Source organism: Rhodanobacter sp. DHG33 (genome assembly GCF_014843005.1).
In the GTDB taxonomy this organism is placed as follows: Bacteria; Pseudomonadota; Gammaproteobacteria; order Xanthomonadales; family Rhodanobacteraceae; genus Rhodanobacter_A.
Genome location: NZ_JACYXM010000004.1, coordinates 402,731 through 426,559 on the forward strand (window position 1 = coordinate 402,731; position 23,829 = coordinate 426,559).

The 23,829-nt window shown below is 68.5% G+C and carries 23 protein-coding genes; 10 read left to right on the forward strand and 13 right to left on the reverse strand.

The window, feature by feature from the left end; genetic code table 11:
• Nucleotides 1-302: 302 nt before the first annotated feature.
• Both parC and IHE46_RS09740 read left to right on the forward strand, forming a co-directional pair.
• Nucleotides 303-2,540, forward strand: coding sequence for a DNA topoisomerase IV subunit A (gene parC / locus IHE46_RS09735; protein ID WP_192164431.1), 2,238 nt, complete (start codon nucleotides 303-305; stop codon nucleotides 2,538-2,540).
• Between the two features lie 135 nt (nucleotides 2,541-2,675).
• On the forward strand, nucleotides 2,676-3,176 hold the full coding sequence (locus IHE46_RS09740; RefSeq protein ID WP_192164432.1) for a hypothetical protein: 501 nt from the start codon (nucleotides 2,676-2,678) through the stop codon (nucleotides 3,174-3,176).
• Nucleotides 3,177-3,284: 108 nt separating this feature from the next.
• On the opposite strand, the gene IHE46_RS09745 is transcribed toward IHE46_RS09740, so the two are convergent.
• Complete coding sequence (locus IHE46_RS09745; RefSeq protein ID WP_192164433.1) at nucleotides 3,285-3,773, reverse strand: 8-oxo-dGTP diphosphatase; 489 nt, start codon at nucleotides 3,771-3,773, stop codon at nucleotides 3,285-3,287.
• A gap of 100 nt (nucleotides 3,774-3,873) precedes the next feature.
• Between IHE46_RS09745 and IHE46_RS09750 the strand changes: the two genes are divergently transcribed.
• On the forward strand, nucleotides 3,874-4,677 hold the full coding sequence (locus IHE46_RS09750) for a phosphodiester glycosidase family protein (protein ID WP_192164434.1): 804 nt from the start codon (nucleotides 3,874-3,876) through the stop codon (nucleotides 4,675-4,677).
• A gap of 4 nt (nucleotides 4,678-4,681) precedes the next feature.
• Here IHE46_RS09750 and IHE46_RS09755 read toward each other — a convergent pair whose 3' ends face one another.
• Nucleotides 4,682-5,068, reverse strand: a complete 387-nt coding sequence (locus tag IHE46_RS09755; protein ID WP_192164435.1) for a DUF3224 domain-containing protein — start codon at nucleotides 5,066-5,068, stop codon at nucleotides 4,682-4,684.
• Between the two features lie 143 nt (nucleotides 5,069-5,211).
• Here IHE46_RS09755 and IHE46_RS09760 point away from each other — a divergent pair, with 143 nt between their 5' ends.
• Nucleotides 5,212-6,048, forward strand: a complete 837-nt coding sequence (locus tag IHE46_RS09760; RefSeq protein ID WP_192164436.1) for a helix-turn-helix domain-containing protein — start codon at nucleotides 5,212-5,214, stop codon at nucleotides 6,046-6,048.
• Between the two features lies 1 nt (nucleotide 6,049).
• Here IHE46_RS09760 and IHE46_RS09765 read toward each other — a convergent pair whose 3' ends face one another.
• A complete protein-coding gene (locus IHE46_RS09765) occupies nucleotides 6,050-7,426 on the reverse strand; it encodes an MBL fold metallo-hydrolase (RefSeq protein ID WP_192164437.1) in 1,377 nt (458 codons plus the stop codon).
• A gap of 23 nt (nucleotides 7,427-7,449) precedes the next feature.
• Entirely contained in the window at nucleotides 7,450-8,586 is a 1,137-nt protein-coding gene (gene dapE, locus IHE46_RS09770) for a succinyl-diaminopimelate desuccinylase (protein WP_192164438.1), read from the reverse strand.
• 129 nt (nucleotides 8,587-8,715) lie between these two features.
• On the opposite strand from dapE, the gene IHE46_RS09775 reads away from it, so the two are divergent.
• Nucleotides 8,716-9,651, forward strand: coding sequence for a helix-turn-helix domain-containing GNAT family N-acetyltransferase (locus IHE46_RS09775; RefSeq protein WP_192164439.1), 936 nt, complete (start codon nucleotides 8,716-8,718; stop codon nucleotides 9,649-9,651).
• Nucleotides 9,652-9,663: 12 nt separating this feature from the next.
• Here IHE46_RS09775 and IHE46_RS09780 read toward each other — a convergent pair whose 3' ends face one another.
• The 7 genes from IHE46_RS09780 to map form a co-directional block, all read right to left on the reverse strand.
• Nucleotides 9,664-10,728: a VIT1/CCC1 transporter family protein gene (locus tag IHE46_RS09780; protein ID WP_192164440.1), complete on the reverse strand. Its 1,065-nt coding sequence runs from the start codon at nucleotides 10,726-10,728 to the stop codon at nucleotides 9,664-9,666.
• A gap of 14 nt (nucleotides 10,729-10,742) precedes the next feature.
• Nucleotides 10,743-11,099 carry a Spx/MgsR family RNA polymerase-binding regulatory protein gene (locus IHE46_RS09785; protein WP_192164441.1) on the reverse strand — a complete coding sequence of 119 codons (357 nt, stop codon included), beginning with the start codon at nucleotides 11,097-11,099 and terminating at the stop codon, nucleotides 10,743-10,745.
• Complete coding sequence (dapD, locus tag IHE46_RS09790) at nucleotides 11,096-12,028, reverse strand: 2,3,4,5-tetrahydropyridine-2,6-dicarboxylate N-succinyltransferase (RefSeq protein WP_225562932.1); 933 nt, start codon at nucleotides 12,026-12,028, stop codon at nucleotides 11,096-11,098. Before dapD ends, IHE46_RS09785 begins: the two co-directional genes overlap by 4 nt.
• A 17-nt stretch (nucleotides 12,029-12,045) precedes the next feature.
• A complete protein-coding gene (locus IHE46_RS09795) occupies nucleotides 12,046-12,528 on the reverse strand; it encodes a PepSY domain-containing protein (protein WP_192164443.1) in 483 nt (160 codons plus the stop codon).
• Nucleotides 12,529-12,634: 106 nt separating this feature from the next.
• Complete coding sequence (gene glnD / locus IHE46_RS09800; protein ID WP_192164444.1) at nucleotides 12,635-15,280, reverse strand: [protein-PII] uridylyltransferase; 2,646 nt, start codon at nucleotides 15,278-15,280, stop codon at nucleotides 12,635-12,637.
• A gap of 31 nt (nucleotides 15,281-15,311) precedes the next feature.
• The gene (locus tag IHE46_RS09805; protein WP_192164445.1) at nucleotides 15,312-15,593 is read right to left on the reverse strand and encodes a hypothetical protein; all 282 of its coding nucleotides are present in this window, start codon (nucleotides 15,591-15,593) and stop codon (nucleotides 15,312-15,314) included.
• A 29-nt stretch (nucleotides 15,594-15,622) separates the two neighbouring features.
• Complete coding sequence (gene map / locus IHE46_RS09810; protein WP_192164446.1) at nucleotides 15,623-16,387, reverse strand: type I methionyl aminopeptidase; 765 nt, start codon at nucleotides 16,385-16,387, stop codon at nucleotides 15,623-15,625.
• A 316-nt stretch (nucleotides 16,388-16,703) separates the two neighbouring features.
• On the opposite strand from map, the gene rpsB reads away from it, so the two are divergent.
• Together rpsB and tsf are read left to right on the forward strand one after the other, a co-directional pair.
• Nucleotides 16,704-17,579 (forward strand): 30S ribosomal protein S2, encoded by an 876-nt coding sequence (gene rpsB / locus IHE46_RS09815; RefSeq protein ID WP_192164447.1) that lies wholly within the window; start codon nucleotides 16,704-16,706, stop codon nucleotides 17,577-17,579.
• Between the two features lie 103 nt (nucleotides 17,580-17,682).
• Nucleotides 17,683-18,561 carry a translation elongation factor Ts gene (gene tsf / locus IHE46_RS09820; RefSeq protein ID WP_192164448.1) on the forward strand — a complete coding sequence of 293 codons (879 nt, stop codon included), beginning with the start codon at nucleotides 17,683-17,685 and terminating at the stop codon, nucleotides 18,559-18,561.
• Nucleotides 18,562-18,636: 75 nt separating this feature from the next.
• Here the strand turns inward: tsf and IHE46_RS09825 are convergent, their stop codons facing one another.
• Nucleotides 18,637-19,794 (reverse strand): 5-(carboxyamino)imidazole ribonucleotide synthase, encoded by a 1,158-nt coding sequence (locus tag IHE46_RS09825; RefSeq protein WP_192164449.1) that lies wholly within the window; start codon nucleotides 19,792-19,794, stop codon nucleotides 18,637-18,639.
• Nucleotides 19,791-20,294, reverse strand: a complete 504-nt coding sequence (purE, locus tag IHE46_RS09830) for a 5-(carboxyamino)imidazole ribonucleotide mutase (RefSeq protein ID WP_192164450.1) — start codon at nucleotides 20,292-20,294, stop codon at nucleotides 19,791-19,793. The genes IHE46_RS09825 and purE overlap by 4 nt, the downstream gene beginning before the upstream one ends.
• Before the next feature lie 61 nt (nucleotides 20,295-20,355).
• On the opposite strand from purE, the gene IHE46_RS09835 reads away from it, so the two are divergent.
• From IHE46_RS09835 to nadC, 3 genes are read left to right on the forward strand one after another with little or no spacing between them, the layout of a single operon-like run.
• A complete protein-coding gene (locus IHE46_RS09835) occupies nucleotides 20,356-20,628 on the forward strand; it encodes a Trm112 family protein (protein ID WP_192164451.1) in 273 nt (90 codons plus the stop codon).
• A gap of 41 nt (nucleotides 20,629-20,669) precedes the next feature.
• The gene (locus IHE46_RS09840) at nucleotides 20,670-22,940 is read left to right on the forward strand and encodes a DUF1631 domain-containing protein (RefSeq protein WP_192164452.1); all 2,271 of its coding nucleotides are present in this window, start codon (nucleotides 20,670-20,672) and stop codon (nucleotides 22,938-22,940) included.
• Nucleotides 22,937-23,794: a carboxylating nicotinate-nucleotide diphosphorylase gene (gene nadC / locus IHE46_RS09845; protein WP_192164453.1), complete on the forward strand. Its 858-nt coding sequence runs from the start codon at nucleotides 22,937-22,939 to the stop codon at nucleotides 23,792-23,794. Before IHE46_RS09840 ends, nadC begins: the two co-directional genes overlap by 4 nt.
• Nucleotides 23,795-23,829: the final 35 nt, after the last annotated feature.

Here is a 23,829-nt window from a genome sequence, read left to right on the forward strand (position 1 = left end):
GCCGAGTCCGGAGCTCCGCCTGCCAGGCTTTTTGCTCGGCGCCCCGAGCCGGGAACTCCAGCTGCTGAGCTCTTTGCTCGGCGGGTCGAGTCCGGAGCTCCTCCTGCCGAGCTTTTTGCTCGACGATCCGGGCTCGGAACTCCACCTACCGGGCTTTTTGCCCGGCGCGGCGAGCCCGGAGCCCCGGCGCCGCCATCGCTGACACCCGAGCCCGCCCCGCAGCAATACGCCCTGCGTCAAGCTGTCCCCCACCCGGCCGATCTGGCACCATCCGCCAGTTACCCGCACCCGAATCCCCCTGCATGAACCTGCAAGCCAACTACGAACAGATCCCGCTCAAGGAATACGCAGAGCGCGCCTACCTCGACTATTCGATGTACGTGGTGCTGGACCGCGCCCTGCCTTTCGTAGGCGACGGCCTGAAGCCGGTGCAACGGCGCATCGTGTACGCGATGAGCGAACTGGGCCTGGCCGCCAGCAGCAAGCCCAAGAAATCCGCGCGCACCATCGGCGACGTGATCGGCAAGTTCCATCCGCACGGCGACACCTCGTGCTACGAGGCGATGGTGCTGATGGCGCAGCCGTTCTCCTACCGCTACCCGCTGGTGGACGGCCAGGGCAACTTCGGCTCGCCGGACGACCCGAAGAGCTTCGCGGCGATGCGCTACACCGAGTCCAAGCTCAGCCCCATCGCCGAGGCGCTGCTGGGCGAGCTGGGCCAGGGCACGGTGGACTGGGTGCCGAACTTCGACGGCACGCTGGAAGAACCCTCGTGGCTGCCCGCGCGTGTGCCGCACGTGTTGCTCAACGGCTCGATGGGCATCGCGGTGGGCATGGCCACCGACATCCCGCCGCACAACCTGCGCGAACTGGTGTCCGCCTGCATCCGGCTGCTCGACGAGCCCGACGCGACGGTGGCCGATCTCTGCGAGCACGTGAAGGGCCCCGACTATCCCACCGAGGCGGAGATCATCACCTCGCGCAACGAACTGCTGGCGATGTACCAGAACGGCATCGGCTCGGTGCGCGCCCGCGCGGTGTACGTGCGCGAGGAAGGCAACATCGTCATCACCGCGCTGCCGCACCAGGTCAGCCCGTCGAAGATCCTCGAGCAGATCGCTGCGCAGATGCGCGCGAAGAAGCTGCCGATGATCGAGGACCTGCGTGACGAGTCCGACCACGAGAACCCGATCCGCCTGGTGCTGGTGCCGCGTTCCAACCGCGTCGACGCCGACGAGCTGATGCCGCACCTGTTCGCCACCACGGACCTCGAGAAGAGCTTCCGCGTCAACCTCAACATGATCGGCCTGGACGGCCGTCCGCAGGTGAAGGACCTCAAGAAGATCCTCACCGAATGGCTGGCGTTCCGCACCAACACGGTCACGCGTCGCCTCAACCACCGCCTGGCCAAGGTGGAGCGCCGCCTGCACCTGCTGGAAGGCCTGCGCATCGCCTACCTCAACCTGGATGAAGTGATCCGCATCATCCGCACCGAGGAAGAGCCGAAGGCCGTGCTGATGGCGCGCTTCGGCCTCAGCGAGGAGCAGACCGACTACATCCTCGAAACCCGCCTGCGCCAGCTGGCCCGTCTCGAGGAAATGAAGATCAACGCCGAGCGCGACCAGCTCGAAGAAGAGCGCGCGCGCATCAACGTGCTGCTGAAATCGCCCACCAAGCTCAGGAGCCTGATCAAGGAAGAACTGCGCGCCGACGCCGAGAAATACGGCGACGCACGCCGTTCGCCGCTGGTCGAACGCGAGGCCGCGCAGGCGCTGGACGAGAGCGCGCTGGTGGCCAGCGAGCCGGTCACCGTGGTGCTGAGCCAGAAGGGCTGGATCCGCGCCGCCAAGGGCCACGACATCGACGCCGAAGGCCTGAGCTACCGCGAAGGCGACGGCCTGCTCGCCACCGCCAAGGCGCGCACCACCCAGCAGGTGGCGGTGATCGACTCCACCGGCCGCAGCTACTCCACGCCCGCGCATACGCTGCCCTCGGCGCGCGGCAACGGCGACCCCCTCACCGGCCGCTTCACGCCGCCGGCGGGCGCCAGCTTCGACGCGCTGATTGCCGGCGACAACGACACGCGGCTGATCCTCGCCACCGATTTCGGCTACGGCTTCGTCACCCGCTTCGAGGCGCTCACCGGCCGCAACAAGGCCGGCAAGCAGATCATCTCGCTCAGCGACGGCGCCAAGGTGCTGGCGCCTCAGGCCAGCGCCGACCCGGCGCGCGACCGCATCGTGGTGGTCACCACCGAAGGCCACCTGCTGATGTTCTCCGTGGCCGAGCTGCCGGAACTGGACAAGGGCAAGGGCAACAAGCTGATCGACGTGCCGAAGAAACAGCTCACGGAAGGCGAGCGCGTGGCCGGCATCGCCGTGGTGGCCGAGGGCAAGGGCGAGGTCACCATGTACGCCGGTGCGCGCAAGCTCACCCTGAAATGGGCCGACCTGGTCGAGTACGGCGGCAACCGCGCCACCCGCGGCGGCCTGCTGCCGCGCGGACTGCGCCGCGTGGAGCGCATCGAGACCACGGGCTGAACAAACGCTGTGCCTTCCCCTTGCCCGCAAGGGGAAGGCAACACATGAGGAACTTCGAGCCGCGCCGCGGCATCCAAGTCCTGTATGCCCCGACGCCGGTTCGCGCGTTGCAAGCGGCAAGCCCCGGAGCTCCCCATGAAAACCACTCGCCTCGCCACCGCCCTGCTCGCCGCCAGCCTGTTCGCCGGCGCGGCCTGGGCGCAGACCTCCTCCAACCAGGCGCCGCCGCCGCTCAACCTCACGCTGCCACAGGCCAACAGCATGCCCTCCACCCTGGTGCCGGCCGCCAGCAGCAGCGCAGCCAAGCCGGCCGCCGGCAGCACCGCCAGCACTTCCGCCGCCAAGCCCGGCAGCGCGCCCGGCGCCTATTACGGCGACACCAGCGGCCGCATGGGCAATACGGACGAAGACCGCACGGCGAGCGCATCGCAGACCTGCGACGACTCCACCTACAACCAGCCCCAGGTGCACGGCGACGTGGGCATGGGCGTGGTGGGCGGCAACCACATGAGCGGCAGCTACCAGACCGGCGCGGTCAGCGTCACCAAGAACCTCGGCGACTGCGACCACCCCAGCGGCGGCGTCAGCTTCTCCGTGGGCGTGAGCCAGGGGCAGTTCCACGGGCGCGGGTGGTAAACCGCCGGATCGGAACCGCCGGTACGTTCAAACCTTCCGCGGGTAACGGGTCTTCGGCACCCGGCACTTGATCTTGCCCGAGCGGCCTTCGCTCAAGGCCACACCAACTCACAACCGCGTGTACGACCACGACTGCATGCGCCCGTCCTCGTACGGCATCACGCCATGGAACGGGCGCGCGTCGTCGTCGAACACCAGCGGCAGGAAGTGGCGGTCGCCCTCCCACATCGGCAATTCCATCAGCCTGTCGCGCGCCACCCATTCCAGCGTGCCTTCGGGATTGCTCGCCAGCGGCTCACCCTCGTAGCGGTCGATCAGGAAGATGAAGCCCAGCCAGTCCTCGCCCTGCTTGCCGAAGCCAGGCCAGTTGAGCGTGCCGCGCAGTTGCATCGACAGGCAGTCGATGCCGGCCTCCTCGCGGATCTCGCGGCGCATGCACGCGGCGATGTCCTCGCCTGGCTCCATCTTGCCGCCCAGGCCGTTGTACTTGCCGAGATGCTGGTCGTCGGGCCGCGCGTTGCGGTGGATCATCAGCACCTGCGTGCGATCGGGCGAAAGCACGTAGCCGAGGGTGGCGACAATGGGCGTATAGGGCATGGCAAACAGCCGCGGAAAGCGCCCATTCTAGCGTTTGCCGTCAACTGCCATCGTGGACTTGCGTCGACCCGCGGAAGGCGGCGACCATCGTCGGATGCGCATGCCGTTCCATCTCCACCTCACGTCACGGCTTCCACGCCGGCTCCTGCTGTTGGCGCTGCTTGCCGGCGCGGCCGGCTGCAGCGCGTCGTCGCGCACGCCGGTGAGCCGCGAACTGGTGTTCGACGGCCAGAACTACCGTGTGGTGGCGCTGGACCTGAAGCACGATCCGCTCAGCCTGCACTGGCGCGACCCGGCCAGCGGCGAAGCGTACGGCGACATCGAGACGCTGCAACAGTGGGGCGAGGCTCGCGGCCAACGCCTGCTGTTCGCCGCCAACGCCGGCATCTACGACCGCCAGAACGCGCCGCTGGGCCTCTACGTGGAAGACGGCAAGACCCAGGTGCCGCTGAACATGGCGCACGGCAACCCGACCTCGGGCAACTTCTCCTTGCTGCCGAACGGCGTGTTCGCGATCTATGCCGACGGCCACGCCGCGGTGCGCACGAGTGCCGCGTTCAAGGCCGACGGCAAGCCGGCGCGCTGGGCCACACAGTCCGGCCCGATGCTGGTAATCGACGGCCAGATCAACCCCAGCTTCGTGGACGACTCGGGCAGCCTGAAGTGGCGCAGCGGCGTCTGCGCGAAATCGCCCACCGAGGTGGTTTTCGCGGTGAGCGAAGTGCCGGTGAACTTCCACGGTTTCGCGCGCCTGTTCCGCGACAAGCTGGGCTGCCGCGACGCGCTGTACCTCGACGGCAGCATCTCGCAGATCTTCGTGGAAGGCCAAGGCTACGCCGGCGCGCCCGCCTTCCTCGTGAAACCCTATGCGGGCATCTTCGCGGTGTTCGTGCCGCAGCGATGACGCCTCAGGGCAACCGGTAGTCGAACGTATACGAGTGGCCGCCCTGCGCGTCGATGTGGATCGCCAGCGTGCCGGTCAATCCGGCCAGCGCATCTGTGCCCGAGTCGGGCACCACGCTCACCAGCAGGCCGGACGCGCCGCGGTCCATCGTGCCGGAATGCTGCAGCACGAAGGCGCCCTGACGGCCGTGCAGCGTGCCCACCACGCGTTCCATCGCGACGTAGCCCGCCGAGCCGTCCACCGTGCCGCGGTAGGCCAGCATCTCGCCCAGGCTGCGCGCTTCGAGGTCGCCGCTGAACTGCTTGTAGATGCTCATGCGGCCCAGCCCGCTGTCGGCGTGCGCCGGCGATTGCGGTTCGAGCTTTACCGTGAAGGTGCCGCTGGCTTGCATGGTGTCTTCCTCCGTAAGGGTTGCGGCCGCCGCGACGAGAGCGGACAGCGTGATGCTGCCGTGACCAGGAACCGCCTGTCGCGGCAACGCCTCTGCGATGATCGCGGCTGGCACCTGCACATTCCAGCACCGAGCCGCCGCCGATGATTGGAAAAACGCGACGCACCGATACTCCCTCCGCCGATGCGCCGCGCGGTGTGCTGCACACGCACCTCGGCGACGGCACGTTCGAGCATGCGCGGCAGCCGCCGGCGCCGGCGCTGGCCGCCTTCGTGGAACACTACTGGTGCGTGCGCTGGGACCTGCGCGGCCGCCCGCCGCAACCGCAGGAGACGCTGCCGCACCCGAACGTGCATCTGGTGGTGGAGCGCGGCGAGGCGAGAGTGTGGGGCGTGCACGACGGCCGCTACCGCCGCGTGATGGAAGGTCGGGAAACGGTGTTCGGCGTGAAGTTCGCGGCGGGCGGCTTCCGTGCCTTGCTGCGTGGCCCGGTAGGCGCCTTGGCGAATCGCTCATTGCCTGCGCGCGAAATATTCGGAGATGGCATCGACGCGATCGCACCGGCCATTCCCGCCTGCTCCGACATCGCCGCGATGGCGGCCCTGGTCGAACCGCTGCTGCTGGCGAACGCACCCGCTCCCGATCCGCTCGCAGCGCAGGCCCGTGCCCTGGTGGCGCAGGCGGCGAACGATCGCGACTTGCTGCGCGCCGAGCAACTGGCCGAACGCGCGGGCATGGGCCTGCGCGCCCTGCAGCGACTGTTCCGCGAGTACGTGGGCGTCAGCCCGAAATGGGTGATCGCGCGCTATCGCCTGCACGAAGCGGTGGCGCAGTTGCAGGCGGGACGCGAGCTGGCCTGGGCCGAACTGGCGCTGGCGCTCGGCTATTACGACCAGGCGCATTTCATCCGCGACTTCCGCCGCCTGGTCGGTTGTGGTTGTGCGCCGGCGGATTACGCCCGGCGCCAGCACACGCGCTGACTCAGACCTCCAGCCGCATGCCCGGCTGCGACAGCGTCACCGTGGTGCCGAAGCGCTGCTTCAGCAGCGCCGCCAGCGCTTCGCGCGCGGGGTTCTCGCCGTGCGCCAGCGCCACCGGCGGATGATTGGGACTCGCGCCGTACCATTCGAGCAGGCCCTGCTGGTCCGCATGCGCGGACAGGCCGCCCACGGTATGGATGTTTGCGCGCACCGGGATGTCCTCGCCGTACATGCGCACGTGCTTCACACCGTTCACCAGCAGACGCCCCAACGTGCCGGCAGCCTGGTAGCCCACGAAGATCACGTGGTTGCGCGCGAAGGCGAGGTTGTTCGCCAGGTGATGGCGCACGCGCCCACCGTTGGCCATGCCGGAGCCGGCGATGATGATGGCGCCACCATGAATGCGGTTGATCGCCTTGCTGTCCTCCACGCTTGCGCCCGCACGCAGGTTCGGCAGGTGGAAGGGCTTGATGCGGCCACGCCACACCGCCGCCGCCTCGGCGTCGAACAGTTCCTCGTGCTTGTCGTAGACCGCCATCACCTTGGCCGCCATCGGGCTGTCGAGGAAGATCGTCCAAGGGGCAAGGTTCCAGTCCTCGAAGTGCTCGGCGAACCAGTACAGCAACTCCTGGCTGCGCCCCACCGCGAACGCGGGGATCACCACGTTGCCGCCATCGGCACGCGCCGCGGCGAGGATCTGCCCCAGCTCGGCCACGGTGGCGGCGCGGTCCTTGTGGTTGCGGTCGCCGTAGGTGGATTCCATCAGGATCAGGTCGGTACGCGGCGCCGGCGCGGGATCGCGCAGGATGGGCGTGCCGCGCATGCCGACGTCGCCGGTGAACAGCATCGAGCGACCGTCCGCGCGCAGCTCCAGCATGGCCGAACCGAGGATGTGACCCGCCTCGTGCAGGCGCAACGTCAGGCCAGGCAGGATGTCCGTGTCGGTCTCGTAGGGCAGCGGGTGCAACTGCCGTTGCGCGGCGGTGACGTCGGCGGCCGTGTAGAGCGGCTCGACTTCCGGCTGGCCCGGCGCGCGTTCGCGATTCTCGCGTTCGGCGCTGTGCTCGGACAGCGAGGCGGCGTCGAGCAGCATGATGGGAAACAAGTCGCAGGTGGCCGCCTGCGCGTAGATCGGCCCCTTGAAGCCGCGCTTGACCAGCAGCGGCACGCGGCCGATGTGGTCGATGTGCGCGTGGCTGACGACCAGCGCATCGATGCAGGCCGGATCGAACGCGAACGGCTCGGCATTGCGCACGTCCGCCTCGTGGCCGCCCTGCACCATGCCGCAGTCGAACAGGATGCGCTTGCCGGCCGCCTCGATGAGATGGCAGGAACCCGTGACTTCGCCGCCTGCCGCGCCGTGGAATTCGATACGCATGCCGCCTCCGATGTGTCGCGTTGTCAGACCGCCAGCATCCGCTCGCAGATTGCCTGGTACAAGGCCGGCAGGTGTTCCAGCTGAGCCACGTCCACGCACTCGTCCACCTTGTGGATGGTGGCGTTGACCGGCCCCAGCTCCACCACTTCCGCACCCAGCGGCGCGATGAAGCGGCCATCCGAAGTGCCGCCTCCGGTGCTCTGCTCGGGTTCCGTGCCGCACAGCTCGCGGCACACTGCCACCACCGTTTCGCGCAGGCGGCCACCCGGCGGGGTGAGGAAGGATTCGCCGGACAGATTCCAGTCCAGCGAGTAGTCCAGGCCATGGCGCACGAGGATGGCTTCGGTGCGCGCGCGCAAGTCTTCGGCGCGACTGGCGGTGCAGTAGCGGAAATTAATGAGCGCGATGAGCGCACCCGGGATCACATTGGTCGCGCCGGTACCCGCGTTGAGGTTGGAGACCTGGAACGAGGTGGGCGGAAAATCCGCATTGCCTTCGTCCCAGCGTTCGGCGGCGAGTTCGGCCAGCGCCGGCGCGAAGGCGTGGATGGGGTTCAACGCCTTCTCGGGATAGGCCACGTGACCCTGCACACCGCGCACCGTGAGCGTGCCGGAAAGCGAGCCGCGCCGCCCCACGCGGATCAGGTCGCCGAGTTTCTCCTTCGCCGAGGGCTCGCCCACCACGCACCAATCGATACGCTCGCCGCGGGCGCGGAAGCCTTCGGCTACCTTGCGCACGCCGTCGAGGTTGGTCGGACCTTCCTCGTCGCTGGTGAGCAGGAGGGCCACGCGACCCGCATGGGCGGGATGCGCCGAGACGAAACTCTCCAGCGCCACCGCCATCGCCGCCACCGAACCCTTCATGTCGGCGGCGCCGCGGCCGTACAGCTTTCCCTCCCGGATCACCGGCTCGAACGGCGGGCTTTGCCACGAGGTTTCCGGCCCGCTGGGCACCACGTCGGTGTGGCCGAGGAAAGCCAGCGTCGGTCCGCCCGCACCATGCACCGCCCACAGGTTGTCCACTTCGCCGTGGCGCAGGTGTTCGATGCGGAAGCCCACGCGCTGCAGGCGCTCGGCCAGCAGCGACTGGCAACCGGCGTCTTCCGGCGTCACCGAGCGGCGGCGGATCAGTTCGCAGGCAAGGTCGAGGACATCGGACATGCGCGTGGCTGGAAGTCGGCAATGGCGCAGCATATCAGGCGGGCGGAACCACCCGGCGGACCGCTCGCCATATAGTTGACTCAGTCAATCAATTTGCTAGCATCGTGCGCTCCGGACAGGAGACGCGCCATGCCGAAAGCCGCCCCAGCCACCCATGTGGAAGCGCTGCGCGCATTCAACCGCTTCTATACGCGCAAGATCGGCGTGCTCGAGAAAGGCCTGTTGTCCAGCCCGTTCTCGCTCACCCAGGCCCGCGTCCTGTTCGAGCTGGCGCAGCGCGGCCAGGCCAGCGCCAACGAAATCGGCGACCACCTCGGACTCGACGCGGGCTACCTCAGCCGCATCGTCCGCGGTTTCGCGAGCGACGGCCTGATCACGCGCAAGCCTTCGCCGCACGACCGCCGATGCACGATGTTGTCGCTCACCGCCGCCGGCCGGCGCGCTTTCGCCGACCTGGATCGCCGCTCGCAGACACAGGCCGCGACCATGCTGGGCGAACTGCCTCCTGCCGACCGCGAACGCCTGCTCGGCAACATGCTCGCCGTGCGCGGGATGCTGGAAACGCCGAGCGAACGCAGCGGTCGCCTTGTGCTACGCACGCATCGCCCCGGCGACATCGGCTGGGCCATCGAGCGCCACGGCAAGCTGTACGCGGACGAATACCGCTGGAACCTGGAATTCGAGGCACTGGTGGCGACGCTGTTTGCCGACTTCGCCACCCGCCACGATCCGGCGCGCGAACGCATGTGGATCGCCGAGCTCGACGGTACACGCGTCGGCTGCGTGTTCGTGGTGCAGAACGCGGACGATCCCGGGATCGCGCAACTGCGCTGCCTGCTGGTCGATCCCGCCGGCCGCGGCCACGGCATCGGCCGGCGCCTGGTGGAGCGATGCATCGCCTTCGCGCGCGATGCCGGCTACCGGGGCATGACGCTGTGGACGAACGATGTTCTGGTAGCCGCACGGCACATCTACGAGACCGCCGGGTTCACACTGGCGAAGGAGTATCGCCACCACAGTTTCGGCCACGAGCTGGTTGGCCAGATCTGGTCGCGCGATCTGTAGAGCCGGAGCCGCTCAACCGGCGATCACCGCCCCCAGCAGATGCCCCACGCCATAGGTGATCGCCGCCGCGGCCACCGTGATCACGAACTGCCGCGCGATCGAGAACAGCATGCCGCGCCCGGTGAACAGCGACGTGCCGGTGCCGATCAGCGCCAGCCCCACGGCGGCGGCGGCGATGCTGCCCAGCATGGCGGCGTGGCCATGCAGGAACAGGTACGGCGCCACCGGAAACGCCGCGCCGAACGCGAACAGGCAGAACGAGGACACCGCTGCGCTCCATGCGGAGCCGCCCAGCTCGGAAGGATCGACGCCGAGATCCTCGCGCACCACGGTATCCAGCGCGGCGCGCGGCGTCTCGGTGAGGTGCTCGGCCAGATGCTCGGCCTCGGCGCTGCCCAGTCCCTTGTCGCGGTAGATGCCGGCGATATGGCTCACGCCGTCTTCCGGCGCCACCGCGAGGCGCTCGGCGCGCTCGGTGATCTGCGCCTGGTAGAACTCGCGCGAGCTGTTCACGCTGAGCCACTCCCCCAGCGCCATTGAGCACGCGCCCGCAACCAAGCCGGCCAGGCCCGCCAGGAGCACTGCACGATCGGCGGCGGCAGCGCCGGCCATGCCCATCACCAGGCTGACGTTGGAAACCAGACCGTCATTGGCGCCCAGCACCGCGGCACGCAGCGTGTTGCCGCTCTGTGCCCGATGGCTGTGGCCGCGCGCGACGCGCGCATGCGGCGGCAGGAAATGATCGCGGTGGCCGCTGCGGTCCACCGGCGTCACGTCGTGGTCGGCGTGCTCCAGCCGCACCACGGTAGGCATCACGAATTCGGTGCCGAAGGCCCGCGCGAACCAGCCCAGCGCGCGCACGCGCATGCCGGTGCGCGGCGGCGGCACGGCTGCACCCTGCTCGCGCAGACGCGATTCCCAGAACGCGGCATTGCCCTGTTCACCCTCGGCGATGCGCCGGTACGCGCGCGCCAGCCGCGGATCGGTGGCCAGTTCGGCCAGCCGGGCATAGAGCGCGGCGTTGTCGCGCTCTATGCGCAGGTTGATGCGGTAACGCCGGATGCGATGGTCGGTCACTGCGTCGGCCTGCTTCAGCGACCGAACAGTTTCTTGAAGCCGTTGTCGCTGAAGCCCACGCTGACGCTGCCGTCCTCCCGCAACACAACCGGGCGACGGATCAGCGCGGGGTATTCCTTCAGCAACAGCGTCCACTCCGGATCGCTGCCGGGATTCTTGCGTTGCGGCAGCAGATTGCGCCAGGTGGTGGAAGACTTGTTGACCAGCGCCTCCCAGCCGCCGAGCTGCGCCGCCCAGACCTTCAGCGTGGCCGCCGGCACAGGGTTGGCGCGGTAGTCGACGAAGCCGTACGGCACCTCGAACCGGTCCAGCCAGTTGCGCGCCTTGCGGCAGGTGTCGCAGGTAGTCAGGCCGTAGAGGGTGGTGCTCATTCGCCGCTCCGCAGCAGTTCGTTGATCGAGGTCTTGCCGCGCGTCTTTTCGTCCACCTGCTTCACGATGATCGCGGCGTACAGGCTGTGCGAACCATCCTTCGCGGGCAGGTTGCCGGCCACCACCACGCTGCCGGCAGGCACGCGGCCGTAGCTGGTTTCGCCGGTGGCGCGGTTGTAGATGCGGGTGGACTGGCCAAGGAAGACGCCCATGCCGATCACGCTGCCCTTCTCCACTACCACGCCCTCGACCACTTCCGAGCGAGCGCCGACGAAGCAGTGATCCTCGATGATGGTGGGGTTGGCCTGCAGCGGCTCCAGCACGCCGCCGATGCCCACGCCGCCGGAAAGATGCACGCCCGCACCGATCTGCGCACAGGATCCGACCGTGGCCCAGGTATCCACCATGGTGCCGGCGCCCACGTGCGCACCGATGTTTACGTAGCTGGGCATCAGCACCGCATCCTTGGCGATGTGCGCGCCACGGCGCACCAGTGCACCGGGCACCACGCGCGCGCCGAGGCCCTCCAGCTCCGCGTCGTTGCCGTGACCGAAGCGCAGCGGCACCTTGTCGAAGGCCAGCGCCGGGCCGCCGTCCACCACGCGGTTGCCATTGATGCGGAAGTACAGCAGCACGGCCTTCTTCAGCCACTGGTTGACCTTCCAGCCGCCCTGCCCGTCCGGCTCGGCCACGCGGCGCTCGCCGGACTCGAGCAGGTCGAGCACCTGGGCCAGCGCGGGGCGCAGATGGGTTTCGATCTCGGCCTGGGTGAGCTCGTTGCGGCGCTCGAAGGCGTCGTCGATCAGGGATTCGATGCTTTGCATGGCGAATGGACGTCCAAATAATTCGAGAGGGAACCTCGCCATTGTGCCCGCCCGCGCCGTGCGGGGAAACCGCGCGTTCTGTGGCGCGCCGGCGATGGTGAGCATCGCCGGCGGATGTAGGGCTAGATCAGCGCGAGCAGGATCGGTACGGCGATGCCGGCCAGGAAGACGGCGATGACGCGCCCTGCATGGCGCGAGTAGCGCCAGGCCATGTACAGGCCGGTAAGGCTCGACAAGGCCAGCGACAAGGCCACCAGCGCAGTGAAGATCTTCAGCGGCAGGGGATTTCTCCCCTTGGGCCGGCTCGCTTCGGCAGTCGGGTGCGCTGCAGGTGCAGGCATCGCATCCGTGGGCTGTGCCACCGGCGGGTTCGCGACGGGTCGCGGCTTGTGCGACGGCACCTCCAGGGTCTGCTTCTTGTGCAGCTGTCCCGCCACCACCAGCCACCGGGGCGGCGCGTAGCTGCTGCCGCGCGTCGTCTCGTGCAGGCTGAAGGTCTGCAAGCCGCCGGTGATGGCGAAGAACAGCAGGGCCGGCGCGGTGAATACGCCGAGGTAGAGGTGCACCTGGCGGCAAACCTTGAGGAAACGGTGAGACAGCGACATGAAGGGATCTTTTCAAATGAGAATAAATATCATCTAAGCAGATCGCGCCGCTCGTGGGAAGCATCCGGCCGGCACCACGGCCGCTGGCCGCCGGCGGATTGGCCGCTCAGTCCTTCGAAGCACCGAGCCGCTGGTGCAGCGCCTGCAACAGCCGCTGCTGCTGCTGTTCGGAAAGCGGCGCGTCGCGACGATCGCTGAGCTGGAAGAAGTCCTCCACGCGCTCGCCGAAGGTGGCGATGCGTGCGTCGTGCACGCGCGCCTCGCAAGCCACCAGCACCTGCGCCACCGCGGCCAGCAGGCCGGGACGGTCGCTGCACACCAGCGCCATGCGCGTGCGGCCGCCTTCCTGCCGGAACTCGATGTCCGGTGGCATCTGGAAGTGCTTGAGCTGGCGCGACATGCTGCGCCGTGGCGGCAGGATCTGCCCGCTTTGCGCGAGCGCGCGCTGCATGCGCTGGCGCAGTTCTTCCGCGCGATCCGCGCTGGCCGGCTGCTGGCCGTCCGCTTCCAGCAACAGGAAGGTGTCCATCGCCAAACCGGCGCTGGAACCGAGGATGCGCGCCTCCACCACCGAGAAGTGCAGCCGGTCCAGCATGGCCGTGACGCTGGCGAACAGGCCGTCGCGGTCGGGCGTGCAGACGAACAGCTCGGTGCTGCCGCGCACCGAAAGCGGATGCACGGCGACCAGCGGCCACGCGCCTTTCGCGCGCACGATGGCCGCCGTCTGCCAGGCGATCTGCTCGGGGCGGTGGCGCAGGAAGCTGGAACCCGGGAACGTGCTCCACGCACGCTCGGCCGCTTCCGCGGCGATGCCTTCGTCCTGCAGCAGGATCAGCGCCTGGGCGCGGCAGGCTTCGATGCGCGCCGCGGCATCGTGTCCGGGCCGCGTATCGCTGCGCAATGTCTGGCGGGCGGCCGCGTAGAGGTCGGCCAGCAGGCGATCCTTCCAGCCGTTCCACAGTTTCGGACTGGTGCCGATGATGTCGGCCACGGTGAGCAGGTAGAGCCGTCCCAGCCGCTCGCGGTCGCGCACGGCATCGGCGAAGTGCCGCACCACGTCGGGGTCGGTGATGTCCTGCCGCTGCGCGGTGGTGCTCATCAGCAGATGCCAGCGCACCAGCCAGGCGACGCGCTCGCCATCGGCCGCGGGCAGGCCCAGCTTGGCGCAGAACGCAAGCGCGTCGCCCTCGCCGAGCACGGAATGGTCGCCGCCGCGCCCCTTGGCGATGTCGTGGAACAGGCCAGCCAGCAGCATCAGCTCCGGCTGGCCCAGGCTGGACCAGATGTCGCAGGCGACCGGAAAATCGTGACGCGCCTCCGGATCGGCGAAGCGCGCCATCTGGCGCAGCACGCGCAACGTGTGTTCGTCCACGGTGTAGACGTGGAACAGGTCGTACTGCATGCGCCCGAACACTTTGCCGAACGCAGGCAGGATCGCGGCGAGCAGACCATGCCGGTTCATCCGCCACAGCGCATCCACCGCCGGCGCGCCGCGCTTGAGCAGGCGCAGGAAAGCCGCCAGTACGTCGGGATCGTCGGCCAGTTTGCCGTCGTGCTGCGCGGTGGCCTGATGGATGCGCCGCATGGTGTCGGCGGTGAATCCGATCAGGCCCTGCTCGTCCAGCCGCGCGATGAAGATCTCCACCAGCGCCGCCGGCCGCCGCGCGAACAATTCGGGATCGCGCGCCGCCAGCCGCGTGCCGAAACGCACGAAATGCTCGCCCACCGGCTTCGCTTCGCCGGGCGGCTCCAGCAGTTCGACGAAACGTTCGGCGATCTGCACGCCCAGCCGCTCGACCTGGCTGGCCGCGCGGTAATAGCCCTGCATGAACTGCTCGACGCCAAGGTTCTTCTCGTGTTCGTCTTCGAAGCCCAGCTGCACGGCGAGCGCGCGCTGGTAGTCGAACAGCAGGCGCTCTTCCGGCCGCCCGGCCTCCTGGTGCAGCGCCCAGCGGTAACGCCGCAGCGTGGTTTCGGCATCGCACAGGCTGGCGCGCTCGGCGGGATCGAGCAGGCCCGCGTCCTGCATCGCCTCGAAGCCGCCGGCATGCGCGAGCCGACGGCCCAGCCAGCGCAGCGAATCCAGCGTGCGCAGGCCGCCGGGGCCGTCCTTGAGGTTGGGTTCGAGATTGCTCGCGGTATCGCCGTGGCGCGCATGGCGCGCGTCGCGCTCGGCCAGTCGCGCGGCAAGGTACTCGCGCGGCGGCCACAGCGCGGGATCGTCCACGATGGCGCGCAGCGCAACCTCCAATGCCCTATCGCCCGCCATCCACTGCGCATCGAGCAGGCTGGTGAACACGCTGGCGTCTTCGGCAGCCAGGGCACGGCATTGCGTCGGTTCGCGCACGGCATGACCGACCTTCAGGCCCACGTCCCACAGCGTGGCGAAGCACTGCTCCAACGCACGCAGGCGCGACGGTTCGCGCTGCGTGACCAGCACCAGCAGATCCACGTCGGAATGCGGAAACAGCAGGCCGCGGCCGAAGCCGCCCACCGCGAACAGCGCCGCGCCGCTCACCTCGCCGAGGCAGGCCATCCATACGTGCACCACGATGCGCGCCACCGCCTCGGCGCGCCGCCGCGCCAGCGCGCTGGCATCGGCGCCTTCGCGGAAGGCGGTCGCCAGGTCGCGATCCACATCACCGAGCAGCTGCCGCAACGCGCGCCGCGCGTCGGCGGATACGCCGGAACGCGGCACGGCCGGCGGGAGGCGTGGCAGGGGAGGCAAGGTCAAACGAGGCGCAGTCGTCATGATGCCCAGTACAGCACGGCCTCAGTACCAGTCAAACGTTTCCGTGCCGCTGGCGCCATACGATGGCGACGCCGGCGATGCTGATCAACAACAGGATGGCCAGCGAATAGCCGGCAGGATGGGTCAATCCGATCGCATCGGCAGCCCAGATCAGGGCGGCGGCGATCAGCAGCTGCGCCGGCATGACGACGCGCAATACGCGAAGCGGTTGCGGCACGCCCATGCCACGCAGCAGCAACGCTGCCGACCATGCCGGCAGCCAGAGGATGCAGAGCGCGATCAATGCCAGGGAAGCGAGAAAGACGACGATCACGCCCGGTGCCACCTTGCCGCACTCACGCCTCAGGCATCCGGCCAGGGCGTGAGTATCTCGAAACCGTCGGCGGTGACCGCGATGGTGTGCTCCCATTGCGCGGAGAGCGAGTGGTCCTTGGTGACCACGGTCCAGCCGTCGGGCAGTTGCTTGGTCTGCGGCTTGCCGGCGTTGATCATCGGCTCGACGGTGAAGGTCATGCCTTCCTTCAGCTCCACGCCGGTGCCGGGCTTGCCGTAATGCAGCACCTGCGGCTCGTCGTGGTAGACCTTGCCGATGCCGTGGCCGCAGTACTCGCGCACCACGCTGAAGCCGGCGGCTTCGGCGTGCTGCTGGATCGCGTGGCCGACGTCGCCCAGCGTGGCGCCGGGGCGCACCGCGCCGATGCCGCGCATCATCGCCTCGTGCGTGGTCTCCACCAACCGCTTGGCCAGCACCGAGGGCGTGCCCACGAAATACATGCGGCTGGTGTCGCCATGCCAGCCGTCCTTGATGACGGTGACGTCGAGGTTGACGATGTCGCCGTCCTTCAGCACCTTGCCGGGGCTGGGAATGCCGTGGCAGATCACGTGGTTGACCGAGGTGCACAGCGTCTTGGGAAAGCCGTGGTAGCCCACGTTGGCCGGGATCGCCTTCTGCACGTTGACGATGTGCTCCCAGGCCAGCCGGTCCAGCTCCTCGGTGGTGACACCGGGCTTGACGTGGTCCTTGAGCATGGCCAGCACTTCGGCGGCCAGGCGGCCGGCCTCGCGCATGCCTTCGAGGTCTTTCGGGGATTTCAACGTGATGGCCATAGCGGAAGTCCAGATGGCGGCGCCGCGCGTGCCGATCAAGCCGGTACCGCAGGCAACTTGCCGCCGCGCCGGCGTACCGGCTACAATCTCACAGTTTTGCAGACCGTCATCGAGCCTTTCGACCGGCGCACACTGCAAGGCGAAACGGGATTGTAACCGCGCCGCGGCAGCATCCCAACCCAACGCCACACACGCATCGGCACCGTTCTTCGGGGTGCCGCGCGCAGCGTTCGCTGCCGCGGTCGAAGCCGGGGATGCGTGGAGGTCCCAACCCCCGGGCCACATAAAAAGGCCCAATGCGTTAAGGAGTTACACCATGGCTCAAGTCACCATGCGCGAAATGCTCGAAGCCGGCGTGCATTTCGGTCACCAGACCCGTTACTGGAATCCGAAGATGGGTCCGTACATCTTCGGCGCCCGCGGCAAGATCCACATCATCAACCTCGAGAAGACCCTGCCGCTGTTCACCGACGCGATGAACTTCCTGTCGGGTCTGGCGCAGAAGCGCGGCACCATCCTGTTCGTGGGCACCAAGCGCTCCGCCCGCGAGGCGCTGGCCGAGGAAGCCTCGCGCGCCGGCATGCCCTTCGTCACCGCGCGCTGGCTGGGCGGCATGCTCACCAACTTCCGCACCGTGAAGCAGTCGGTAGCCAAGCTCAAGGAGCTGGAAGCGGCCGAGACCGACGGCAGCTTCGACAAGCTGGTCAAGCACGAAGTGCTGGCCCGCCGTCGCGAGCGCGAGAAGCTGCAGAACTCGCTGGGCGGCATCAAGAACATGAACCGCCTGCCCGACGCGCTGTTCGTGATCGACATCGGCCACGAAGACATCGCCGTGCAGGAAGCCCGCAAGCTGGGCATCCCGGTGGTGGCGGTGGTCGACACCAACTACAACCCGGAGCTGGTGGATTACGCGATCCCCGGCAACGACGACGCGATCCGCGCGATCCAGCTGTACGCCCGCGCCGCCGCCGACTCGATCCTGGAAGGCAAGGCCGCCGCGCCGGCCGCCGCCCAGGGCGACGCCGACGAGTTCGTCGAGCTGGACGAGGAAGGCAACCCGGTCGCGAAGGCCGAGCGCAGCGAGCGCAAGGCCGCCCCGCGCCGCGAGCGTGACGCCGCTCCCCGCAAGGGTGCCGGTGCACCGCGCCGTGACGGTGGCCGCGAAGGCCGCGCCCCGCGCGACGCCAAGTAAGGCGATGTGACGGCGGGCAACCGCCGTCGCAGTGACAAGACAAAGCCCATCCCGGCGTCGTGGCGTGATCCGTCACGACGCCTCAAGCATTCGAGGAATACCGATGAGCAATATCTCCGCCCAACTCGTGAAGGAACTGCGCGAGCGTTCCGGCGCCGGCATGATGGAGTGCAAGAAGGCGCTGGTCGAGAACAACGGCGACATCGACGCCGCGATGGAGTGGCTGCGCAAGACCGGCATGGTCAAGGCCGAGAAGAAGGCCGACCGCATCGCCGCCGAAGGCCGCGTCACCGCCGCCCAGGCCAACGGCAAGGCCGTCCTGGTCGAGGTCAACAGCGAGACCGACTTCGTCGCCAAGGCACCGAACTTCATCGAGTTCACCAACGCCGTCGCCGAGGCCGCCCTGCAGGCCAGCGCCGGCGACATCGACGCCGTGAAGGCGGCCGCTTTCCCGGGCGCCACCAGCATCGAGGAAGCCGCCAAGGCGCAGACCGCGACCATCGGCGAAAAGATCGAAGTGCGCCGCGCGGCGCGCGTCGAGAACGCGGGCCCGCTGGCCACCTACTCGCACGGCGGCAAGATCGGTGTGATCGTGGCGCTCAAGGGCGGCTCGGACGAGCTGGCCAAGGGCATCGCCATGCACGTGGCTGCGATGAACCCGCCCTACGTGAAGGCCGAGGACGTCCCCGCCGATTTCATCGCCAAGGAAAAGGAAATCGCGCTAGCCGCGATGTCGGACAAGGAAAAGAACAAGCCGGCCGACATCCTGGAAAAGATCGTCTCCGGCAAGATCAACAAGATCGTTTCCGAAGTCACCCTGGTCGGCCAGCCTTACGTGCTGGACACCAACGTCACCGTGGGCGACGCGCTGAAGAAGGAAGGCGCGGACGTGGTTTCGGTGGTGCGCCTGGCCGTGGGCGAAGGCATCGAGAAGGTGCAGGAAGACTATCTGGCCGAAGTCGCTAAGGCGATGCAGGGCTAAGAACCTTCCATCCGTCTGATATGAAAAAGCCGCGGGAAACCGCGGCTTTTTCGTGAGCGATGAGATCGTGGCCGATCAGCCGCGCAGTGCCTCCAGCGTTGGCGCCACCTGCACTTCGCGGTTCAATGCCTGCCCAAGTGCCTCAAGGCGCTGCGCCAGCTGCGCTGGATCCGGCGCGCACACGGTGGCGTGCCCCACCTTGCGGCCAGCACGCGCGGACTTGCCGTAGTCGTGCCAGTGCGCATCAACGCCGCGCAGCACGGGCGCGGGATCGGGCAGCTCGCCGATCCAGTTGAACATCGCCGACCGCGCCCGGGCACCGGTATCGCCCAGCGGCAGGCCGAGCACCGCGCGCACGTGGTTCTCGAACTGGCTGGTGTGTGCGCCCTCGATGGTCCAGTGGCCGGAGTTGTGCACGCGCGGCGCCATCTCGTTGCCGAGCAGCTCGCCGTCCTTCACGAACAGTTCCAGCGCGAACACGCCCACATAGTCCAGCCGCTCGGCCAGCGTGCGGGCCAGCGCGGTGGCGCGCGGCTGCAGCGCATCGATATCGGGCGCCGGCGCCAGGCTCATCGACAGCACGCCGTCCACGTGCCAGTTGCGGGTCAGCGGCCAGGTACGGAAATCGCCATCGCGGCCGCGCACTGCCAGCACCGACAGCTCGCGCTGGAACGGCACGAAGGCCTCCAGAATCAGACCGTGCTTCGCCGCCTGCGCGCCCAGCGCGCTCCAGGCCGCATCGGCGTCGGCCAGCGATTTCAGGCGGAACTGGCCCTTGCCGTCGTAGCCCAGCCGACGCGTCTTGAGGATGGCCGGCGCCCCCACCGCCGCGAGCGCGCGGTCGAGACCGGCACGGTCGTCGACCGCCATGAACTCGGGAGTGTGCAGGCCGCAGTCGCGGAACAGGGTTTTCTCGGCAAGACGGTCCTGGGCCACCGCCAGCGCACGCGGGTTCGGGAACACCGCCACGCGCTCGGCCAGCCACTGCGCGGTTTCCGCCGGCACGTTCTCGAAGTCGAAGGTGACCACGTCGACCCGGCGCGCGAAGTCTTCCAGCGCGGCGTAGTCGGTCCAGTCGGCCTTGAGCAACGGCGCCACCTGGCCGGCACAGGCGTCGTCGGCGCTGTCCACCACGAGGCTGTTCACACCCAGCGGCGCAGCGGCCAGCGCCAGCATGCGTGCCAGCTGGCCGCCGCCGAGGATGCCGAGTACGGGTTGCCGCGACTGGCTCATGCGCGCGGGTCCGGCCTGTCGAGCACGGCCTGGGTCTGCCTGGCGCGCCAATCCTCCAGCGCCTGCGCAAGGCGCGGATCGTGCAGCGCCAGCACCGCGGCAGCGAGCAGGCCGGCGTTCGCCGCGCCGGCACGGCCGATCGCCAGCGTACCCACCGGAATACCCGCCGGCATCTGTGCGATGGAGAGCAAAGAATCCATGCCGTTCAATGCCTTGGATTGCACCGGCACCCCGAACACCGGCAGCCGCGTCTTGGCGGCCAGCATGCCCGGCAGGTGGGCGGCGCCACCGGCGCCAGCCACGATCACCTGGATGCCGCGGGCGGCCGCCTGCTCGGCGTAACGGAACAGCAGATCCGGCGTGCGGTGTGCGGAGACCACCTGCACCTCGTGCGCCACACCCAGCTCGGTCAGCACCGTGGAGGCATGCTCCATGGTTTCCCAGTCCGAACGCGACCCCATCACCACGCCAACTCGTGGCGTTTCCGTCGTTGTTGTCATGGTTCGGCCGTCCAAAAGTGGCTATTGTACGGGCTTTCCGGTTCCGTCACGATTTTCCCCCATGGACAAGCGCCTGCTCGACATCCTGTGTTGCCCGGTAAGCAAGACGCCGGTGCGCCTGCTCGGCCGTACCGAGCTCGACGCGCTCAATGGCGCCATCGCGACCGGCAGCGTGATGACGACGACCGGCAATGCCGTGGCCGAGCGTCTGGCCGAAGGCCTGATCACCACCGACCGCAAGCTGATCTACCGCATCGACGACGGCATCCCCGTGATGCTGCCGGAAGAAGGCATCGGCACTACCCAGCTGCACGATTTCCCGGCCCAATCCTGACTCGGCACAACCCCAACGACGGCAACCTCTCCGGCATGTCCATGAACGACGCCTTCGAACCGCCCAGGATCGTGCCACTCGCTCCGCGCCTGGACGCGGCCGGTGAGCAGCGCGTGGGCGAACTGCTCAACGCCGTGCGGAGCATTGCCGGCAAGCGCCTGCAGGAGTGCCTTGGCCACCTGTTCGAACACGTGGACGACGCGTTGTTCGACCTGGCCGAGAAAGCCGAAAACAACGCCACCCAGACGCACTACTTCGACGGCATGCGCGAGGTGCGCAAGGGGCGCCCGGCGGTCGAGCGCAACTTCCTCGCCACGGTGAACCGGGAACTCGGCGCGCTGACCGGGCGCTCCACGCCGGCGTCGGCGACTTCCGCGTCGGCGATGGTCGAGCTGTCGCTGGTGGCCGATACCGAGCTGGAGGAGTCGCTGGCGATCACCAGCATGAGCAGCAAGCACGAGAGCCGGCTGGCGCGCGACCTGTTCGCGATCAACCAGCGTCTCGCGGTGATCTGCGGCGGCCGCAAGATCGACGACGCCAGCAACCCGATCGCCCCTGCGGCGCTGTCGCAGGCCTTCCGCCAGGCCCTGAAAGAGCTGGGCGCGGACATGCGCGTCAAGCTGCTCATCTACAAGCTGTTCGACCGCTACGTGCTGTCCACGCTGGAAGAGCTCTACGCCGAAGCGAACGCCGAATTGGCACGCGCCGGCGTGCTGCCGCAGCTGCGCCCGGTGGCGCCGCGCGGTGCCGGAGCGACGCATGGCGCCCCGCAGACGGCGGCCTACGCCGGTGCGGCTGCCGCCGCGGACGAAACCGTCGATCCCGCGGCCGCCGAGTTGCTGCAGACCCTGCACAGCCTGTTCGTCGCGCGGCGCGGCAGCGGCACAGCCGCCGTTGCCCGCGCCCCTGATACGAGTGGCCCGCCGCCTTCCGCCAACGAGCTGCTGGGTGCGCTCAGCGTGATGCAGACCCAGCTCGCTGCGGGCGGAATGGCCGCGCCTTCCATGGTGAGTGGCGTCGGCAACTTCGACCGCGAGGCCGTGACGCAACTCAAGGAACTGCTGCTGGGCCAACTCGGCGCGCTCCGCGGCGCCCGCCCCAGCCACGTCGCCAGCGTCGACGAAGACACCATCGACCTGGTCGGCATGCTGTTCGAGTTCATTCTCGACGACCCCACCCTGCCGCCAGAAATGCAGGCGATGCTGGCGCGGCTGCAGATTCCCTACCTCAAGGCCGCGATCCTCGACCGCAAACTGTTTGCGCACCGCCAGCACCCGGCGCGCCGGCTGCTCGATGCGCTGGCCGAGCAGGCCAAGGGCTGGTCGCAGGAATCCGACCGCGACGGCCGCCTGCACGACAAGATCAAGGCCATCGTCGATCAACTGCTGCACGAGTTCGACGACGACCTCGGCATCTTCGAGCGCCTGTTGCTCGACCTGCAGCAATTCGCCGACACCAACCGCCGCCGCTCCGAGCTGGCCGAACAGCGCGTGGCCGAATCCACCCGCGGCCGTGAGAAGCTGGAACAGGCGCGTCGCCGCGCGGCCCGCGAGATCGTCGACCGCATCGGCAATCGCCCGCTGCCCCCACTGGCGCACGAAGTGCTGGCACGCGCCTGGGCGAACCACCTCGTGCTGGTGCTGCTGCGCCAGGGCGAGGAATCGGGAGAGTTCCGCGACGCCCTGCGCTTCGTGGACGATTTCATCGCCAGCACGCAGCCGGTGCCGGACGCCGCCTCGCAACGGCAACTGCGCCAGTTGCTGCCGGGCATCGAGCGGTCGCTGCGCCAAGGCCTGACCAACGTGGCCTTCCAGCCGCAGGACATCGAGCGCCTGCTGGCGCAACTGCGCGACTGGTACGGCCAGCAACTGGGCGAGCCGCCGCGCAGCACGGCACCGGGCGCCGCGGCCAAGGCCGCCACGGTGGCCGCGATACCCGAAAGCATCCAGCCCCTCGTCGTGCAGCACGCCGAACCGGACGAACCGCTCGAGGAAAGCGTACCGGTCACCACCGACAGCCCCGAATGGCAACAGATTGAAGCGCTGCGGCCCGGTGCCTGGCTGGAATTCCAGTTGCCCGACGAACCGATGGTGCGCGCCAAGCTGTCGTGGATCAGCCCGATGAGCGGCCGCTATCTGTTCGTCAATCGGCGCGGCCTGAAGGTGGCCGATTATTCGCCACAGGAATTGACCGTGCTGCTCACCAGCGGCCATGCACAGACGCTGGCCACCAGTGCGCTGTTCGACCGCGCGATGAGCGCGATCGTCAGCCGCCTGCGCCAACCAGGTACTCCAGGTTCCGACGACGCATGACATCCGATTTCCCGTTCGACCCGCCCGGCCATGAATGGATTGCCGCCGATGTGGAGCGCGCCTTCGCCGAAGATCTCGGCAACGGCGACGCCACCGCCGGACTGCTGCCCGCCGATGCCGTGGCCGAAGCCACGCTTACCTGCCGCGACGAGGCCGTGATCGCGGGCGCGCCGTGGTTCGACGCCTGCTTCCAGCGCATGGACCCCGCCGTGCAGATCGACTGGCAGGTGCGCGACGGCGAACGCGTGGCGCCCGGCACGGTGATCTGCCGGCTTTCCGGCCATGCGCGCTCATTGGTGAGCGCCGAACGCTCGGCACTGAATTTCCTGCAGCTGCTCTCCGCCACCGCCACCGCCACCGCGGCCTACGTGGCCGCGGTGGCCGGCACCGGCGCGCGCGTGCTCGACACCCGCAAGACCGTGCCCGGCCTGCGCCTGGCGCAGAAATACGCGGTGCGCTGCGGCGGCGGCCACAACCACCGCATCGGCCTGTACGACGCGATCCTGGTCAAGGAAAACCACATCATCGCCGCTGGCGGCATCGCCCCTGCCGCGGCGGCTGCGCGCCAGCTGCATCCTGGCCTGCTGCTCGAGGTCGAAGTCGAGAACCTCGACGAATTGCAGCAGGCGATCGCCGCAGGCGTGGATCGGATCATGCTCGACAACTTCGACGTGCCGCTGATGCGCGAAGCCGTGCAGCTCACTGCCGGGCGCGTACCGCTGGAAGTGTCCGGCAACGTCGACCTGCGCAGCATCGGCGAATATGCCCGCACCGGCGTCGATTTCGTCTCGGTGGGTGCGCTGACCAAGCACATCCACGCAGTCGATCTTTCGCTGCGCCTGCACGTCACCTGAGCTTGCGTGCCGCATAGGCCGCCCACACACTGAAG

Excerpts from the sequence above, each read along its gene's own strand:
- parC (WP_192164431.1), top strand. The coding sequence starts at position 303 with ATGAACCTGCAAGCCAACTACGAACAGATCCCGCTCAAGGAATACGCA.
- IHE46_RS09740 (WP_192164432.1), top strand. The coding sequence starts at position 2,676 with ATGAAAACCACTCGCCTCGCCACCGCCCTGCTCGCCGCCAGCCTGTTC.
- IHE46_RS09745 (WP_192164433.1), bottom strand. The coding sequence starts at position 3,773 with ATGCCCTATACGCCCATTGTCGCCACCCTCGGCTACGTGCTTTCGCCC.
- IHE46_RS09750 (WP_192164434.1), top strand. The coding sequence starts at position 3,874 with ATGCCGTTCCATCTCCACCTCACGTCACGGCTTCCACGCCGGCTCCTG.
- IHE46_RS09755 (WP_192164435.1), bottom strand. The coding sequence starts at position 5,068 with ATGCAAGCCAGCGGCACCTTCACGGTAAAGCTCGAACCGCAATCGCCG.
- IHE46_RS09760 (WP_192164436.1), top strand. The coding sequence starts at position 5,212 with ATGATTGGAAAAACGCGACGCACCGATACTCCCTCCGCCGATGCGCCG.
- IHE46_RS09765 (WP_192164437.1), bottom strand. The coding sequence starts at position 7,426 with ATGCGTATCGAATTCCACGGCGCGGCAGGCGGCGAAGTCACGGGTTCC.
- dapE (WP_192164438.1), bottom strand. The coding sequence starts at position 8,586 with ATGTCCGATGTCCTCGACCTTGCCTGCGAACTGATCCGCCGCCGCTCG.
- IHE46_RS09775 (WP_192164439.1), top strand. The coding sequence starts at position 8,716 with ATGCCGAAAGCCGCCCCAGCCACCCATGTGGAAGCGCTGCGCGCATTC.
- IHE46_RS09785 (WP_192164441.1), bottom strand. The coding sequence starts at position 11,099 with ATGAGCACCACCCTCTACGGCCTGACTACCTGCGACACCTGCCGCAAG.
- dapD (WP_225562932.1), bottom strand. The coding sequence starts at position 12,028 with ATGCTCACCATCGCCGGCGCGCCACAGAACGCGCGGTTTCCCCGCACG.
- IHE46_RS09795 (WP_192164443.1), bottom strand. The coding sequence starts at position 12,528 with ATGTCGCTGTCTCACCGTTTCCTCAAGGTTTGCCGCCAGGTGCACCTC.
- glnD (WP_192164444.1), bottom strand. The coding sequence starts at position 15,280 with ATGACGACTGCGCCTCGTTTGACCTTGCCTCCCCTGCCACGCCTCCCG.
- map (WP_192164446.1), bottom strand. The coding sequence starts at position 16,387 with ATGGCCATCACGTTGAAATCCCCGAAAGACCTCGAAGGCATGCGCGAG.
- rpsB (WP_192164447.1), top strand. The coding sequence starts at position 16,704 with ATGGCTCAAGTCACCATGCGCGAAATGCTCGAAGCCGGCGTGCATTTC.
- tsf (WP_192164448.1), top strand. The coding sequence starts at position 17,683 with ATGAGCAATATCTCCGCCCAACTCGTGAAGGAACTGCGCGAGCGTTCC.
- IHE46_RS09825 (WP_192164449.1), bottom strand. The coding sequence starts at position 19,794 with ATGAGCCAGTCGCGGCAACCCGTACTCGGCATCCTCGGCGGCGGCCAG.
- purE (WP_192164450.1), bottom strand. The coding sequence starts at position 20,294 with ATGACAACAACGACGGAAACGCCACGAGTTGGCGTGGTGATGGGGTCG.
- IHE46_RS09835 (WP_192164451.1), top strand. The coding sequence starts at position 20,356 with ATGGACAAGCGCCTGCTCGACATCCTGTGTTGCCCGGTAAGCAAGACG.
- IHE46_RS09840 (WP_192164452.1), top strand. The coding sequence starts at position 20,670 with ATGAACGACGCCTTCGAACCGCCCAGGATCGTGCCACTCGCTCCGCGC.
- nadC (WP_192164453.1), top strand. The coding sequence starts at position 22,937 with ATGACATCCGATTTCCCGTTCGACCCGCCCGGCCATGAATGGATTGCC.